Origin of the sequence: Amycolatopsis sp. NPDC049688 (genome assembly GCF_040674975.1) — a bacterium.
Classification (GTDB): Bacteria; Actinomycetota; Actinomycetes; order Mycobacteriales; family Pseudonocardiaceae; genus Amycolatopsis.
Map to the genome: position 1 here is coordinate 22,471 of NZ_JBFANY010000013.1, position 16,352 is coordinate 38,822.

At 69.9% G+C, this 16,352-nt stretch carries 13 protein-coding genes and 1 tRNA gene; 3 read left to right on the forward strand and 11 right to left on the reverse strand.

Annotated features, from left to right (window positions below; genetic code table 11):
- The first annotated feature begins 932 nt into the window (after positions 1-932).
- Both AB0J55_RS32505 and AB0J55_RS32510 read left to right on the forward strand, forming a co-directional pair.
- Positions 933-1,187 carry a hypothetical protein gene (locus AB0J55_RS32505; RefSeq protein WP_003083120.1) on the forward strand — a complete coding sequence of 85 codons (255 nt, stop codon included), beginning with the start codon at positions 933-935 and terminating at the stop codon, positions 1,185-1,187.
- A gap of 76 nt (positions 1,188-1,263) precedes the next feature.
- Complete coding sequence (locus tag AB0J55_RS32510) at positions 1,264-2,097, forward strand: hypothetical protein (RefSeq protein ID WP_364257144.1); 834 nt, start codon at positions 1,264-1,266, stop codon at positions 2,095-2,097.
- 69 nt (positions 2,098-2,166) lie between these two features.
- On the opposite strand, the gene AB0J55_RS32515 is transcribed toward AB0J55_RS32510, so the two are convergent.
- From AB0J55_RS32515 to AB0J55_RS32560, 10 genes are all read right to left on the reverse strand, one after another.
- Complete coding sequence (locus AB0J55_RS32515; protein WP_364257147.1) at positions 2,167-2,727, reverse strand: hypothetical protein; 561 nt, start codon at positions 2,725-2,727, stop codon at positions 2,167-2,169.
- Positions 2,724-4,325 (reverse strand): VWA domain-containing protein, encoded by a 1,602-nt coding sequence (locus AB0J55_RS32520; protein WP_364257732.1) that lies wholly within the window; start codon positions 4,323-4,325, stop codon positions 2,724-2,726. Before AB0J55_RS32520 ends, AB0J55_RS32515 begins: the two co-directional genes overlap by 4 nt.
- On the reverse strand, positions 4,325-5,452 hold the full coding sequence (locus AB0J55_RS32525) for a toxic anion resistance protein (protein ID WP_364257150.1): 1,128 nt from the start codon (positions 5,450-5,452) through the stop codon (positions 4,325-4,327). The genes AB0J55_RS32520 and AB0J55_RS32525 overlap by 1 nt, the downstream gene beginning before the upstream one ends.
- A 1-nt stretch (position 5,453) precedes the next feature.
- Entirely contained in the window at positions 5,454-6,527 is a 1,074-nt protein-coding gene (locus tag AB0J55_RS32530; protein WP_364257153.1) for a hypothetical protein, read from the reverse strand.
- 81 nt (positions 6,528-6,608) lie between these two features.
- Positions 6,609-8,102 carry a carboxylesterase family protein gene (locus AB0J55_RS32535; RefSeq protein ID WP_364257156.1) on the reverse strand — a complete coding sequence of 498 codons (1,494 nt, stop codon included), beginning with the start codon at positions 8,100-8,102 and terminating at the stop codon, positions 6,609-6,611.
- Positions 8,102-9,523, reverse strand: a complete 1,422-nt coding sequence (locus AB0J55_RS32540) for an ATP-binding protein (RefSeq protein ID WP_364257159.1) — start codon at positions 9,521-9,523, stop codon at positions 8,102-8,104. The genes AB0J55_RS32535 and AB0J55_RS32540 overlap by 1 nt, the downstream gene beginning before the upstream one ends.
- The gene (locus tag AB0J55_RS32545) at positions 9,520-11,172 is read right to left on the reverse strand and encodes an FAD-dependent oxidoreductase (protein ID WP_364257162.1); all 1,653 of its coding nucleotides are present in this window, start codon (positions 11,170-11,172) and stop codon (positions 9,520-9,522) included. The genes AB0J55_RS32540 and AB0J55_RS32545 overlap by 4 nt, the downstream gene beginning before the upstream one ends.
- Positions 11,173-11,194: 22 nt before the next feature.
- Positions 11,195-12,109: a ribonuclease Z gene (locus AB0J55_RS32550; RefSeq protein WP_364257165.1), complete on the reverse strand. Its 915-nt coding sequence runs from the start codon at positions 12,107-12,109 to the stop codon at positions 11,195-11,197.
- Positions 12,110-12,122: 13 nt separating this feature from the next.
- A complete protein-coding gene (locus AB0J55_RS32555) occupies positions 12,123-12,692 on the reverse strand; it encodes an HdeD family acid-resistance protein (RefSeq protein WP_364257168.1) in 570 nt (189 codons plus the stop codon).
- 132 nt (positions 12,693-12,824) lie between these two features.
- Entirely contained in the window at positions 12,825-14,993 is a 2,169-nt protein-coding gene (locus tag AB0J55_RS32560; RefSeq protein WP_364257171.1) for an RICIN domain-containing protein, read from the reverse strand.
- Positions 14,994-15,252: 259 nt separating this feature from the next.
- On the opposite strand from AB0J55_RS32560, the gene AB0J55_RS32565 reads away from it, so the two are divergent.
- A tRNA-Ala gene (locus AB0J55_RS32565) sits at positions 15,253-15,325 on the forward strand.
- 127 nt (positions 15,326-15,452) lie between these two features.
- Here AB0J55_RS32565 and AB0J55_RS32570 read toward each other — a convergent pair.
- Positions 15,453-16,232 (reverse strand): site-specific integrase, encoded by a 780-nt coding sequence (locus AB0J55_RS32570; RefSeq protein WP_364257174.1) that lies wholly within the window; start codon positions 16,230-16,232, stop codon positions 15,453-15,455.
- Positions 16,233-16,352 lie beyond the last annotated feature (120 nt).

Sequence of the window (16,352 nt, forward strand, 5' to 3'; positions counted from 1 at the left end):
GGTCATCGTGGACCGAGCCACCTCGCGAGGGGGTGAGGAGGACATGCGTACCGGGATGGACGACACGTGGAGTCGCCCCCGGGCCCCGGACACCCTGGTTCCAGAGGTGGTCTGGCGGGATGCCCTGCTGTCTCACAGGTCGAAGGATCCGGAGCAGGTCCGTCGCGACGCGATCGAGCTGGTCAACTCGAGTGACCGTCCGTTGCGGCAGATGCCCGGGAGCTCGGGGTCGACCACGAGACCTTACGGTCGTGGGTCAACGTGGCCAAGCAGGCCGCCGAAGCTGGTCCGCCCGCGGAGAACCCGGCGGTGACCGATGAGGTGACACCGTTGCGCAAGCAGGTCGCTCCGCGGCGCCCAGTACACCTCCGGCCAGTTCCGCGCCTCCCTCACCAAGAAGGAGATTCGCCCGTCGGTCGGGCGGGTCGGGGCCTGCTACGACAACGCAGTCGCCGAAGCCTACTTCGCGACACTCAGGTGTCTCGCAGGTCGAAGGATCCGGAGCAGTTCTGCCGCCGACATGGCCCCGGCTCTGGCGGGCGGAGCCCCGAGCAGGACCTGGGCAGCTTCATCGCCCGGAACCATGGCGAGCTTCACCATCCCGAAGGCAGAGATCGCACCACCGCGGGCCGCCAGGACGTTCGCCTCACCGGGGCCACTCCACACGCGTACCGGGATGGACGACACTCGCCCCCAGCCGGACGACACGCGTACCCAGGCGGACGACACGTGCGGCCGGTGGCCTCCCACGGCCGCACCCGGGTCGGGAAGAGCGTTACTTCTTGGTCACCTCCTGTGTCAGGCGGGCGGCGGAGAGCAACGGAAGGGGCCGAACGGCGCAATCTTGGGGTTGGAGCGTTTGATCCGTCACCCGATCCGGGAATTTTCGCGGCATGTCTCCTTGGCGAACCACCACCAGACGGAACACGGCCGTGCGGGTCATCACGGCGATCGGCGCGATCTTCGCGGGGATCGAAGTTCTCTACATGATCATGGTGCTCGCTGGTGCGAACGCCGGCAATGCCTTCTTCCAGTTCATCAAGTCACTGGCGGTTCCTCTCGCCTTGTTCTGGCCCGGCCTGTTCCCCGTGGACAGCCCCAGCCTGGCCGTCATCCTCGACTACGGCCTGGCCGCGGTGTTCTGGCTGGTCGTGACCGGCATCATCGCCCGCTTCGCCGGACGGTGACCGGAGACGCTCCACCGGCCCCGCCGCGGACCACCCGCCGTCGCCGCCGTCCGTCGTCTTGGGCGACACTGGACGGATGAGCGACGGCAGGTGGTTCGACGGCTGGTCACCCTGGCCCGAGCTGGCCGGCCTGGCCGCGGCCGGGCGTTCCCTGCTGCCGAACGTCCCGGTCACGCCGGCCGCCCTCGTGCGCACCGTCACCGAGCAGCTCGTCGGCCGCAGGCTGACGGCGAAGGTGGGCGAGCGCGAAGTCGGCCTCACCCTCGCCGAACTCGACTACCCCGCCGACAGCCTCCGCCTGGCCACCGGGCGCCTCGGCGACGTCCGGATCGTCGCCGAGGACGTCGACTGGCCGGAGCCCGAAGCCGGCGACGGCGAAGACGAGCCCGGAAGCATCCCGCTGCGCCGCGTCACCGTGCTCGCCGAAGACGTCCGCCTCCGCTCGCTGCCCACGCCGGCCGCCAAGCCCGCCCGCGTGCAGCTCGGGATCGCCGTGTCCGCGGACGTGCTGCGGGACCGGGTGGCGAAGGCCCGCCCCGGGATCGTCGCCACCCCGGCCGGCAGCGGGCTGCTCCAGATCCGCTGGGCCAAGCGCCCGCACTGGGGACACCTGACACTGCGCCCCCAGGTGGCCGACGAAGCCGTGGTGCTCGTACCGCAGACCCTCCACATCGGACGGCGGCAGCTGCGCCCGCCCCGCGCCTTCCAGCCCATCGTGCTTCCCCTGCCGGAGCTCCCACCCGGCCTGAAACTGACGAAAGTGGAGCCACGGCACGACGAACTCGTGCTGCACACAGTGGCGGAGGAATGGCCGGAACGCCTCTCCCGCATTCCCCTGCCGGACCTGCTGAGCTGGCTGACCACCGCCGCGGTGACCCTGACCCTGCCGAACCTCGGTACCCGTTCATGACTTCTCCTCTCCGATGAGGACAACGCTACTCGAACGCGCGTTCGAACATCATCACTCACAGGAGTGGACTCAGGCGTCCCGGTCTCGCAGGTACCGCGTGTGGTCGGCCTGCCGATCGACCTCAGTCGCGTAGAACCGTTCGGCCACCCGGTGCGCCTCCGCCTCGAGCAAATCCAGCTGTGCCACCAGTTCCGAGTCCGCGGAAGCACGCCGAGCCGCGAACCACCACGGCAGGTTGAGGTAGGTTTCCAGCGACAGCGGCAGATCGGTGCCCGCCAGCCGCACGACGGCGTGCTGCAGATCGGGGTCCCCCGCGAGCCGCGAAGGCTGGGAAAGCAGGTCACGAAGGACCACAGCGATCCGCCGCACGGTGTCCACAGAGGACGCCGGCATCCGGGACGACGAGACCGCGGCCTCGAGCTCGTCCAGCGACTGCCGCAACGCAACCGACGTGTCGGGGACCAGCCGCACCTTCTCCCCCGGCGCGAGCAGCGCCCCCGCAGCGTAGAGAGCCGCCACGACGAAGGGCCAGAACCACCCGGCCACCCCGGTCAGGTACAGCCCGACGCCGATCAGCCCGCCGACGCAGCCGGCGAGGTTCTTGGTCGACCCGAGATAACGCAGCATCATTGGTACCCGCGAATCTCCTGGAACACCCGCGAAAGCTGGACGTTGCGCGCGTCGAACACCTTCCCGCCGGTCCGCGTCGCGACCTGGGTCAGCTCGTCGCTGCTGCCTTCGCCGAACAGGACCGTGAACACCGGAACCCGGTTCACCGCAGGCGGCAGCGACCCGAACGCCGCCAGGAAGTCCGCCAGTGACGAGCCGTTCGCGTTCTCGCCGTCGGTCATCAGCACGATCGAGGTGAACCGGTCCGGATCCGCCGCCGTCAGCGGCGCGAGCACCTGGTACGCGCGGGAAAGGCTGTCGTAGATCGCCGTTCCGCCGCGCGCAGTGAGCCCTTCGGCGAACGTCTTGATCCGCGCCAGCTCCGCCGCCGGGTTTTCCGGTGGCACAGTGAACGTCTGCGGCGCACCCGGTCCGGTGCTGAACGGCAGCATCGTCACCTCTTCCCGGCTCCGGAACCGCCGGAACCGGCCGGTCAGCGAGGTGTCCGCGCCGGTCAGCCCGACCAGCGCGGTCCGCAGCGAGTCGATCCGCGAACCCTCCATCGACCCGGACGTGTCGAGCACGTAGAGCGTCCGCGAAGGACGCCGGAGCTTGTCGAAGTACGCCGACAGCAGCGCGTCGACCGCCTGCTGCGTCGCCGGGAACGGCAGCTCGACGAGGTCCCGCTGGGCGAACTGCGGCCCCAGCGCGACGCCGGGCACGACCGGACGCCGCCCGGTGGTCTCCATGATCCGCTGCTGCACCGCCGGCGTCCGCAGGTGGTCGGTCAGGCGCTGGTGCGCCGACCGCGCATCGTCACCGGCGGAAGCCAGCAGGGTGAGCGGGTAGTCGGCGGTGACGACCCCGTCGCTCGGGTAGATCAGCGTGAGCGGCGCGGGCAGCTTCCCGGACGCGTTCGCCGACAGCAGCACGGACTCGTAGTTGATCAGCCCGTCGACGGGGTCCGGCCCGGTCGCGCGCCGGACGTACGCGTCCGACAGCCAGCCCGAGGAGCCCGCCGAAAGCGCCTGCGCGCTGAAGAACTGCGTCAGCTGCGGAGTCACCGAGGCGATCTGCTGGGCGTCGATCGCGTTGCCTGCGCCCGCCAAGGCCGAAGCGACCCCGACCAGCGCCGAGAACCCGGAGTTCGACGCCGACGGGTCCGTCATCCCGTAGCTGAACGCCTTCTTCCCGGCCTGCGCGGCGATCTCGCCCCAGCTGACCGGCTTGCCGGCCCAGCCGAGCCGCTGCACCACCGGCGTGGCCAGCCCCAGCACCACCGGCGAGCTCATGATCTTGACCTGGTTCCCGAGCCGCTTCGCCGCTTCGGGAATCCCGGCGGGGTACCGGTTCGACGAGAACCACACGGCGTCGTACTTGCCGTCGACGCTGCCGTTCGCCAGCGCTTCGGCGCCTTCCAAGGTGCCGGTGAAAGTGAACTTGACCTTCACACCGGTGGCTTGCGCGGCTTCGTCGAGCACCGGCTGCATGTCCGCCAGCTCGCTGCCCGCGAGGATCCGCAGCGTCCCCGGCTCGGGCTCGCCCAGCGGCGCGGACGACGGATCGGAACACCCCGCCAGCAACACGGCACCCAGCAGGAGCGCCAGCACCTTCGTGATCATGCTTCCCCCTCGTGCGAACGCCGCAGGTGGTCCTCGGCGCGGCGGATCTCCCCGGACAGCGACTCGACGGTCGCCGCCATCGTGCGGACGGCGTCGGCGCGGAACCCGTCGATCGCGTCGATCGAGGCGTAGATCCGGTCGAAGGACGCCCGGATCGTCTCGGTCGCGACCGCCGGGTCGCTGCTCGCCCGGCGGATCTCCGCGGCCTGCAGGTCCAGCAGCTCGGTGTTGGCGCGGATCAGCCCGTCGGTGGTCGCCTGCAGGGCCGCGACCTCGTCGAGGACGTCCCGCTGGCTCGCCAGCGCGCCGCTGACCAGCAACGCGACCCGCAGCGCGGAAACCGTCGTCGACACCGCCCGTTCGATACCGCGGATCAGTTCGTCATTGTTTCTGCGCACCAGGTCCAAAGCGAGATAGCCCTGCGCGCTGACGGCCAGTTGCGTCAGCAGGTCCTGGTGACGTTGCCGGATGGGGTAAAGCACGTCCCCGCGCAACGCCTGCGCACGCCCGGGATCCGTCAGGTCGAAGACGCCGGCCTGCGCTTCGACCGCGCCGTCGACGGCCTCGGCGAGCGCGGCCGCTTCGGCGAGCTTCCCCATCACCTTCCACAGGCGCTCGCGCTCGCCCTTGATCGAGGCGTTGTCGCGGCGCAGCACGTCCTGGCGGCCGCGTAGGTCGACGACCAGGGCGTTGACCGGCTCGTTCGCCGCGCGGTACCGGTCCAGCGCCCGCTTCGCGCCCGCCGCGGCCGGGAACATCCCCAGCAGCTTCCGGCCGGTGAGCGGCAGCTTCGCCGGGTCCAGCTCGGCGACGGTCCGGCGCAGGCTGGCGAGGCTCGTCGTGACGCCGTCCTGCGGTGACGCCGTGCTGCGCAGCGACCGGTCGAGCATCGTGCCCGCGACGCCGGCCGCCGCGCGCATGTCGGCCTCGCCGACGGTCAGCAGCTCGTCGAGGAGGTCGGTGAACTCCGGCGAACGGACGTCGAGGGCTTCGAGCCGGGACGCGAATTCAGCAGCGCGCACGGCGACTTCCGACCGCGTGTCCGCGCTGAGCGTGATCAGCCCGGCGGCGCGTTCGGCCGGGATCGCGGTGACCGGCTCGGGCGGGGTGAGCGCGAAGTCCATGTCAGTACTGCTTGCCGACGGCGTCGAGCAGGCGTTCCAGGGTTTCGAACGACGGTGGCTCGACGGCGTCCACCAGGTCGGCGGGCACGTGGGCCGGGGCGGCGACCTCGGCGAACAGCTTCGGGTCGGTGGTGCGGAAGCCGAAGGTCGCGGCGAGCCTGCCCAGCTCGGGGTCGGTGGAAAGCAGCTGCCCGACCTTGTCGCCGTCGCCGGTCAGCGGCACCAGCGTGTGCTTCGAGTACACCGTCGGCGCGGTGTAGAGCAGCCGCATGTCCGGCCGGATCGAGCCGTCCCCGCGGACCACCCGGTCGACGAACTGCGACTCGTAGATCAGCGCCAGTGGCGTCTTGCCCATGCCCGCCGACAGGTAGTCCTCGAACGGCCCTTCGGTGCTGTTCTGCGTGTACCCCTGGTCGAGGAACAGCTTCGCCACCGACGGCAGTACCTTCGCCTCCTGGTCGGGCGTGCTGACGACGGCGTTCCCGTTGGCCACGAAGGAAACGATCGACAGGTACATCGCCGCGGAGTTCGACTCGCGCGGATCGGTCGTCGTGACCAGGACGTTCTTGCGCGCCGGGTAGGTGGTGTTGCCGGGCAGCTGGTCCCAGCGTGTCCCGGCCTTCGCCAGGTCGAGGTACTTCGCGATGTCGAGGACCTCGTAGTCGCCCGCGCCCTTGTGCACGACCCCGTTGGCGCGAAGCAGCGCGACGACGGGTTCGAAGGAGGCGACGGCCATCGGCGACTGGAACGGCGTGTAGACCGTGGTCACCTTGCGGTCGCGCTGGATCTTCTGCGCCGCCGGCGACGACGACGGGAACGCGAACGCGTACTTCCCGAGGTCGACGCTCGTCGCGATCTGCCGCGACCCGGCCGTGTCGACCTCGACCTTCAGGCCGTGACGGGCGAAGGCGTCGACGACGCGCTGGTCGGTGAAGAAGGCCTGCTTCTCCGACCCGATCACCCCGCGCACGGTCGCGACGCCGGACGCGGTGCCGTCGCCGCGGCCCCAGATGATCACTCCCACGACGGCCAGCACCAGCACCACGGCCAGCCCGATCGACACCCGGCGTTTCACGAGCACTCCCCTCGACGTGCCTTCGCCCATTTGACGCGGGAGGGGGCCGGTTCGAAGTGAACGGCGGGTGAAGGAACGGTCTCAGGTCACCGGGAACCAGGTCCCGGACGCCCATTCCGTGTCGCCCCAGGCTTTCCGCTCGTCGGCGCGTGGGTCGAGCACCAGATCGGTGTCTTCCCGGAAAACCAGCACCGGCCGCAGTTCCGGCCCGTAGGGCGGCCATTCGGGGCCGTCGGCGTCCGCGACGCCGTCCCGGACGAACCGCAGCCAGGCGCGGTGGATGAGCAACGCCGCCCGCTCGCGCTTCGGGTTGACGGAGGAACCCTGCGAGGCGAGCGGCAGCGGCGTCTTCCACGCCATCGTGGTTTCGGTGCCGTGGCCGCCGTCGAGCTGCTCGGGCACGCCGGGCGCGGCGATGTCGATCCGGTAGCGGTAGACCGGGGCGTGCGCGGACTGCGCGTCGGCGAGCCGCTGCGTCGGGATGCCGTACCGCTCGTCGCCCATTGCGGCGATCTTCGCGGCCTTCAGGTCGGGGACACGGCGAAGGTACGTCTCGAGAAGCTGCGAAGCGCCTTCGTCACCGAGGATGCTCGTGAGCACGCCGGACGCCGGAGCCGTCGCGATGTCGTCGCCCAGCATCAGCGCGTACGTGCTGCCTTCGTTGCTGTTGCAGCCGATCAACAGGGGGATCCCGGCCGCGCTCCCCCGCCGGATCGGCTCGATCGGCACCTCGGGCAGCACCCGAGGGTGCAGCGTCGGGCGCCAGAGCCACAGCGCCTGGAACCCGGTCAGGATGCGTTCCTGCGCCTCGACGAACTCCTTGGCGGGCAACGCCCTGAGCGAAGGCATGTCGTGGCAGCCGACTTCGTCCAGCAGCCGCCGCGCCAGGGCCGTCCCGGCTTCCGGCGTCGCGACGTGGTCCGCGCCGCCGGAACTGCTGATCGCCTGCGCGAACAACCCCTTGCCGAGCGGGCTGCCCAGCAGGTTCCCGACGCTTTTCGCGCCCGCCGAAACGCCGTAGACGGTGATCCGCGCCGGGTCGCCACCGAACGCGGAGATGTTGCGGCGCACCCACTTCAAGGCCTCGACCTGGTCGAGGAACCCGCAGACGCCGGCGTCCGCTTCGGACTCGCCGAAGATGCCGGCGAGGTGCAGGAAGCCGAGCGAGCCGAGCCGGTAGTTGATGGTGACCACGACGATCCCGGCGCGCGCGAACTGCTCGCCGTCGCCCAGCTGCTCGCCGTGGCCGACGCGGTAGCCGCCGCCGTGCAGCCAGAACAGCACCGGCCACCCGCCCGCCGGCGCGGGGCCCTCGGGCGTGCAAACGTTGAGGTACAGGCAGTCCTCGTCGCAGACAGCGGACGGGTTCATCGGGTCCGGCGCCTGCATCGCGTGCGGCCCGTACTCGGCCGTCACGTGCACGCCGCCGGAGAGCGACGGCGGCTGCGGCGCCTTCCACCGCAGCTCGCCGACCGGCGGACGGGCGTACGGGATCCCGCGCCACACGCGGACTCCGTCACCCGTCAGCCCGACCAGCGCCCCGAGTTCGGTCGTGACCGTCGGGACGGAAGCCATCAGAGCGAGGCCTGCTCGACCGTCGGCAGGCAGACCTCGAACCGGGTGTTCCCCGGCTCGGATTCGACGCGCAGGTCACCCTGGTGGCGCTCGACGACGATCTTCCACGAGATGTCCAGGCCCAGCCCGGTGCCCTCGCCGACCGGCTTGGTCGTGAAGAACGGCTCGAAGATCCGCGGCTTGATGTCCGCCGGGATGCCCGGGCCGGTGTCGCCGATCTCGACCCGGATCTGGTCGTTCTCGCCCCACGTCCGCAGCGTCAGCGTGCCGTCGCCCGTCATCGCGCCGAGGGCGTTGTCGATGATGTTCGTCCAGACCTGGTTCAGCTCGGCCGGGTACGCCGGGATCTTCGGCAGGCTGCGGTCGTACTCCTTGACCACCCGGACGCCGCCGCCGATCTTGCCGGACAGCATCACCAGCGTGGAGTCGAGGCCGTCGTGGACGTCGACCCACTGGTGCGGCGCCCGGTCCATCTGCGAGTACTGCTTGGCCTTGCCGACCAGCGCGGAGATGCGCGTGGTGGAGTCCTCGATCTCGCCCATCAGCATCTCGGTCTCGAGCGCGTAGGCGAGCCAGCGGACGGCGCCGTCGATGAAGGTGTCGCCGACCTGCTCCAGCACGTTGTCCAGGTCGGCCGTGGTCAGGCCGGCGCGGACGTAGATGTCGGCGAGGTCCCAGCCGCCGTCGATGCCGCGGTCGTCGAACCAGTCGCCGATCTCGTCCTCGCGGTCGGCCTGCTGCATCGCGGTCAGCTTCTCGGCCTGCGCGACCTGCTTGACCAGGCGTTCCTGGACGTCGATGAGCTGGTAGAGCAGCTCCGGGTCGATGTCCTTCTTGGCCAGGAAGGCGAGCTTGTGCCGCATCCCGGCGACGCGTTCGCGCAGGGCGGCCGTCGCCCGGACCGCGGCCGCGGCCGGGTTGTTCAGCTCGTGCGTCAGCCCGGCCGAGAGCTCGCCGAGGGCCAGCAGACGGCGGCGGGAGCCGATCACCGTGTCGCTGTTGCGCCAGCCGAGGTACATGCCCTCCAGCAGGTGCGTCGCCATCGGGAACCACCGGCGGAACTCGACGGAGAACTCCGCGGCGGGCAGCGCGATCAGCGTCAGGTCGCTCAGCGCCTGCACCGAAGCGCCGTAGCGGTGCTCGGCTTCCTGGTGGACGAAGAACTGCGTCGCGCCGAAGTAGGCGCCGCGCTGGTCGGACCGGTTCGTCTCGACTTCGGTGCCGCTGACCAGCCGCGTCATCCGGACGGCGCCGTTCAGGATCACGTAGAAGCAGGTCGCCTCGTCGCCTTCGCGGATGACGAAGCTGTCGCCTTCGTACGCCTCGAGGACGGCGTTGGCGGCGACCCAGTCGAGCTGCTCTTCGGAAAGGTGTTCGAACAGGAAGAGGCCGCGAAGCTCTTCCCGCGGCAGTGCGCTCATTGTTCCTCCAGGTACCGGTGTACCAGCGTCACGGCCATCGCGCCCTCACCGACCGCCGAGGCCACCCGCTTGACCGACTGCGACCGCACGTCACCGGCCACGAACACGCCCGGGATCGACGATTCGAGGTAGTGCGGATCACGGTCGAGCGGCCAGCTCGCCGGCCGCTGCCCGGCGGTCAGCAGGTCGGGACCGGTGCGGACGAAGCCGTAGTCGTCGCGGTGGATGGCGTCGCCGAGCCAGTCGGTGCGCGGGGCGGCGCCGATGAAGATGAACAGGTGCCCGCTCTCGACCGTCTCGGTGACGCCGTTCTCGCACAGCGTGATCCGTTCGAGGTGCCCGTCGCCGTGGACCTGCTTGACCGTGGTGCGCGTCCGGACGTGGATGTTCCCGATGCCGGCGATCTGCTCGATCAGGTAGTGCGACATCGACGCTTCCAGGGACTCGCCGCGCACCAGGATCGTGACGTCGCTGGCGTGCCGCGAGAAGAACACCGCGGCCTGCCCGGCGGAGTTGGCGCCGCCGACGATGTAGACGTGCTCGCCCTTGCACTCGGGCGCCTCGGTCGCGGCCGAGCCGTAGTAGACGCCGCGGCCGGTGAGCTCCTCGATGCCGTCGGCGTCCAGGGCGCGGTAGGTGACGCCGCTGGCGAGGATCACCGAGTGCGCGGCGATCTCGCTGCCGTCGCCGAAGGTGATCACCCGCGACGAGCCGCGGGCCTCCAGGCCCACGACGTCCCGCGCGGTCAGCACCTCGGCGCCGAACTTCTGCGCCTGGCGCCGCGCCCGGTCGGTCAGCTGCGCGCCGGAGACGCCGTCGGGGAAGCCGAGGTAGTTCTCGATGCGCGAGCTCGTGCCGGCCTGGCCGCCGGTGGCTTTCTTCTCGACGAGCACCGTCCGCAGGCCCTCGGACGCGCCGTACACCGCGGCGCCGAGGCCGGCCGGGCCGCCGCCGATGACGACGAGGTCGTAGAACTCCTGCGCGGGCCGCGTCGACAACCCGACCGCGTCGGCGATTTCGCTGCCGGACGGGTGCTTGAGGACGGTGCCGTCCGGGGTGACGACCACCGGGATGTCGGCTTCGGTGGCCTCGGCCGCCTGGAGCAGGCGCTTGCCTTCGTCCTCGTCGACGGAGTACCAGCGGTACGGCACGGCGTTGCGCGCGAGGAAGTCGCGCATGTGGAACGACGGGGACGAGTACTTGTGGCCGAGGAGCTTGACCTCTTCGACCGGCCTGTCGCCGACCGCTTTCCAGGTCTCGACCAGGGCGTCGATCACCGGGTAGAGCTTCTCCTCCGGCGGGTCCCACGGCTTGAGCAGGTAGTGGTCGACGTCGACGACGTTGATCGCCTGGATGGCGGCGTCGGTGTCGGCGTAGGCGGTCAGCAGGGCGCGGCGGGCGTGCGGGAACAGGTCCATCGCCTTCTCGAGGAAGGCGATGCCGTCCATCTGCGGCATCCGGTAGTCGGCGAGGATCGCCGCGACGGCGTCGCCGCGCAGCTTGATCTCGCGCAGCGCGTCGAGGGCGTCCGGGCCGGAGTCGGCGCGGATGACGCGGTAGTCCTTCCCGTAGCGCCGGCGCAGGTCACGGGCGACCGAGCGGGACACGGCGGGATCGTCGTCGACGGTCATCAGGATCGGCTGGCTCACGAGATGCAGCCTACGGCGCTTCCTACGCCGCTGGGGAGGAACGCCGCTTCGGCACCTGGACCCGCTCCAGGTCCTCGGCCACGACGATCTCGCCGTCGAACTCGGCCCGCGCTTCCTCTTCGAAGCGTTTCGGATCGGGGTAGCGCTGCGAGAAGTGGGTCAGCACGAGCTGCCGGACACCGGACTCGGCGGCGACGCGGGCGGCCTGCTGCGCGGTCAGGTGGCCGAAGTCCTTCGCGAGGGAGGTGTCCTCGGCCAGGAACGTCGCCTCGATCACGAGCATGTCGGCGTTTTCGCCGAGGGCGTACACCGCGTCGCAGAGGCGGGTGTCCATCACGAACGCGAACCGCTGGCCGGGCCGTGGGGTGCTGACGTCCTCGACGGTCACGTCGCCGAGACGTCCCTCCCGCTGCAGCCTGCCGACGTCCGGGCCCGCGATGCCGTGTGCACGGAGTTTTTCCGGGAGCATCGTGCGGCCGTCGGGCTCGGTCAGCCGGTAGCCGAACGCCTCGACGGGGTGGCTCAGGCGCTTCGCCTCGAGCGTGAACTTCCCGGTGGCGATCGGGCCGTCCTCGGCGATCGGGTGTTCCCGCAGGTCGGCCTGCTCGTAGAAGGCCGTCGCGTGCCGCATCCGCTCGAAGTAGCGCGCGCCGGACGCCGGGAAGTGGGCGTGCACCGGGTGGGCGACCTTGTCCAGCGACAGCCGCTGGATCACGCCGGGCAGGCCGAGGCTGTGGTCGCCGTGGAAGTGCGTGACGCAGATCCGCGTGATGTCCGTGGCGGCGACGCCGGCCCGCAGCATCTGGCGCTGGGTGCCTTCGCCGGGGTCGAAGAGGAGGCCTTCGCCGTCCCAGCGGAGGAGGTAGCCGTTCTGGTTGCGGTGGCGCGTGGGCACCTGGGACGCGGTGCCCAGCACCACCAGTTCGCGGGTCGACACCCCCGCACGCTACTCAGGCGGCCGGGGTGGTGTCCCCCAGTTTCCGCAGCCGGAAGGCCAGCACGAGCAGCATGATGCCGTAGAGCAGGGCGTAGATGCCGACGAGCAGCGCGATGCCGTACGCGCCGGCGATCGGGTTGATCACGATGAGGACGCCGGCGAGCACGGAGATCGCGCCGGCCGCGATGAGGAACGCCTCGCCGCGGATCTGCTTGCGCAGCCGGACCGCGGCGGCGATTTCCGCGATCCCGGTGATGATCGCCCAGAAGCCGACCAGCAGGGCCAGCAGCAGGACGGTGATGCCCGGCCAGACCAGGACGAGGATCCCGGCGACGATGCCGAGCGCGCCGAGGACGCCGTAGGCCACCCGGTGCCCGGTGTCACCCGGGCGGAACGCCTGCATCAGGCCGCCGATGCCGTCGACGATCGCGTACACGCCGTACAGGATCGCCAGGACGAGGACGGTGGCGCCGGGCCAGATCAGCGCGAAGAGCCCGAAGAGCACGGCGAAGACGCCGCGGACGGCCGCGATCGGCCAGGCTTTGCGGGGTTCGACGACGGTGAACGCTGCGAAAGAGGTCATCTGCCGCTCCCGGATCTAGGGACTCCCAGTATCGCGACGTTTACCCCGTCCGGCGCCCGGAACACCCCGTTCGGTGTATTCCACAAAGGACCGGCGTGCGCCGCGGCCGCCACCACGGCGCACGCCGGTGATTCAGGGGTAACTCACCAGGTTGACCGCCTTGGTCCCGGACGGCGTCGCCGGACCGGTGTTGTTGATCACATGCGTGATCGTGCCCTGGTAGTTGAGGGACACCGTCACCATGTCGTGGAACCGGACACCCGGCGTGTTCGGCGCCTCGTACGCGTGAGCGCTGGCCACGGACGGGTTGGTGCTGAAGTAGCAGTAGCTGCCCAGCCCCCACGCTTCGTGACTGGTGACGTTCGGGCCCACCTTGTAGGCGGAGAAGCCTGGCGTGGACCCGTTCATCCAGCTCGCCTGGTTCGGGACGTCGTAGGGCATCTCGTTCTGGAAGAAGTAGGTCCGGCCGCCGTTGCCGTTCCAGACGACCTGCGTCTTCTGGTAGTGCTCGACGAAAAGGCCGTACATGGTGACGTCGTTGCCGTTGACGACGAGCCCGGTGTCGGCGGTGTTGGTGCTCCAGCCGACGTACTCGTTGCGCTCGGCGTGGTCGGCGCGCCAGATCCACATGTGGTCGCCGATCACGTTGCTGCTGTTGACGACCAGGCTGTTCGTGGCCTTGCCGACGGCCGCGCCGCCGATCCGGAAGAAGACGTCGTGCAGCGATGTCGGGTTGGCGGCGTGGTTGCCGCTCGAACCGGCCGGGCCGACCTGCATGAGCGTGTTCGAGCTGGTCGTGCCGGCGTCGATGAGCAGGCCGGCGACCTTGACGCCGTCGACGTCGTCCACGGTCATCGCGGTGATGCCGTTGTCGGGGATCAGCGTGGCGATGCCGAGGCCGAGCACGACGGTGTCCGGCCGGGTGACGCGCAGGGTCTGGTTCAGATGGTAGACACCGGGCGTGACCAGCAGGTTCTTGCCGGCGGCGAGGGCGGCGTTCAGGTCCGCGGCGGTGGCGCCGGGCTTGGCGATGTAGAACTGGCCGATCGGGATCGACGTGCCCGGCGCGGTGCCGTTCGCCCAGCTCGTGCCGGACGCGTTGGTCCTGGTTGCCGGCACGAACACCTGGTAGTTGCCGCCGTTGTCGATGTAGAGGAACGGCTTTTCGCGGGTCACCGGCGTCTGCGCGACGGTGGTGTAGGGCGGGCTTGGGAAGGTGTTGGCGGGAGCGCCCTGGACGCCGGCGAAGACCATGTTCCAGTTCGAGCCGTTCCAGCTGCCGAACTGCGAGTTCCGGGAGATCCACTGCTGCTGCGAGCCGGACCGGACCTGGCCGTCGATCTTGCTGTCGGAGATCCAGCCGCCGCTGGCCCACCCGCCGTCGTCGAGCTGCAGGTCACCGCGGACGTGCATGCGCCGGTAGGGCGCGGCCTGGGAGACGGCCCACCGGTCGGCGCCCCCGTTCGGGGTCACGGACAGGTTCTCGGCGCCCCGCCAGAAGTTCTGGGTGGCGTTCTGCGGCGGGAACCAGTCGGCCTCGACGTGCACGGCGCCGTTGATGTTCACGGCGTCGGGGCTCAGGCCGAGCCCGAGGACCTGGGTGTAGAAGCCGACGTTGACGTCGTTGGCGTAGGTGCCGGGCTTGAACATGACGGCGTAGCGCTGGCTGCCGAACTGGTTCCGTTCCTGCTGGGCGAAGATGCTGTCGAGCCGGCTTTGGATGGCAGAGCTCGACATCGAAGGATCGAAGACGACGACGTTCGGGCCGAAGTCGGGCTGGCTCGTGTTCACGGGGGTCAGCATGAAGGACTGCGCGGCGGTGCCGTTGCAGGTGTACTGCTGGAGCTGGACGTCGTTGGTGGAAGCACCGGGAACGTCGAGGCACTTCCCGCTGTTGCGGCTGACGAAGTGGTACCGCCCATTCCCTTCGTCGACGGCCTGCCACTGCTGGTTGGCCCCGCCACCGTAGGTCCAGAGCTGGACGAGCCCCCCATCGGCGGCCGAGACACCGGCAACATCCCAGGCGGCGGCCGGGTTGGTGCGCGCGTTCACCCGGAAGTAGCCGTCCCCGGTGGACTGGAACTGCCACTGCTGCGAGCTGGTCTGGTTGCAGGAGTACTGCTGCACAACGGTCCCATCGGCACCACCGGCGGCCCGGGCATCAACGCACTTCCCACTGTTGGCGGCGGCCACGGTGTACCACCCATCCGGGGTAACCGCGGCTTGCGCTGGGGTGGCGTTCGCGCCCCCGGCCAGGACTGATGCTGCCGCGAGCAACGTCAGCAACCGCCGTCTCGTCATCGAAGCCTCCTCTGCCGCGTTCGCGGCGTCATCGAGAGGTGTGCCCGGTGTTGGAGACGCGGCGTAACGGGCGGGGACCTCGGCGTCACAACCGCGCAAAATGTAACGGCGGTCACGGTGAGGAGTCAATACAGGACTAAAAATAAGGTGTGAATGTGCTGGTCAGGGGATTATGGGGGTTGTGGGTACCCCCGCGCGGAGGCCCTCTGGGTGGGGTGTAATGTATGGGCATACGAGATGCGGAGTTCACCTTCGCCTCGGGGCTATGGCGCAGCTGGTAGCGCACCTCACTGGCAGTGAGGGGGTCAGGGGTTCGAGTCCCCTTAGCTCCACATCGTAAGGAACCCCTTCGTTTCAGCCTTTCGGGCTGGTCGGAGGGGTTTTCCGCGTTCCGGGTTCGATCTTCGGTGATCAGCTTACGGCCTGATCTTATGCTCCTGATGGGGCAAAACTGGAGCACTACCCCAGCCCCGGTCCGGCGCCGGCGCGGTGTTCCCGCTGCTCCCCGGCTCGCCCGGCGGGTGACCCCACCGTGGCGAAGAGGGGGACAACCGGCGCCACCCACCTACTGTCGACCACACTCGGTGATGGCGTCGGCGGTGGCGGGGCCGCGGTGTGCCAGCGGCGCTCGAGATCGTCGAGCAGCCGCTGCTCGACCTCCGGGGCGACGTGGGAGTAGGTCTCGATGACCCGGTTGTCCAGGTGGTGACCGAGCCGGCGGGCTTGGGCGATCTCCGGTGCGCCGCCGGCGATCAGCCAGGTCTTGTGACTGTGCCGCAACCCGTGGAAGGTCAACCCTGGCCGTACCGCTGCGCAGCCCGCCTTCGTCCCGGATGCGTCGCTGCCGTCGACGGCGGGGCGGAAGACGCGCCGGAGGAATGTCGAGCGCCACAACCACGTCCCGCTCGGCGTCGTGAACACGAACTCATACTGGTGCCGCGCGAGATGCTCCCGCAGCAGCGCGACCAGGAACGGCGGCAGCGTGATCGTCCGCGCCGAGGCCCGGGTCTTCGGCGGACCCAGCCACCGCATCGACCCCGACTCATGCAACGCCCCCACCAGCGGGTCAATCACCAGCAAGCCGCGCCTCAGATCGACGTTGTCCCGATGTAGATTGGCCAGCTCGCCCCATCGGCAGCCGGTCCACGCCGCCGTGATCACCAGCAGCCGCGCGATCGGGCCACCGAGAACACCGGCCTGCTCAGCGATCCGCACCACCTGATCCGGCGTCGCCCACACCCGCTCCCCACCGCCCGCCGCGACCGCCGACCACGACGCCGCCGCCGACGCACCGGATTAAAAGGAATCAGCCGCTCATCAGCGGCATCGGTCAGCAACATCGACAACAGGTTCAGCTGC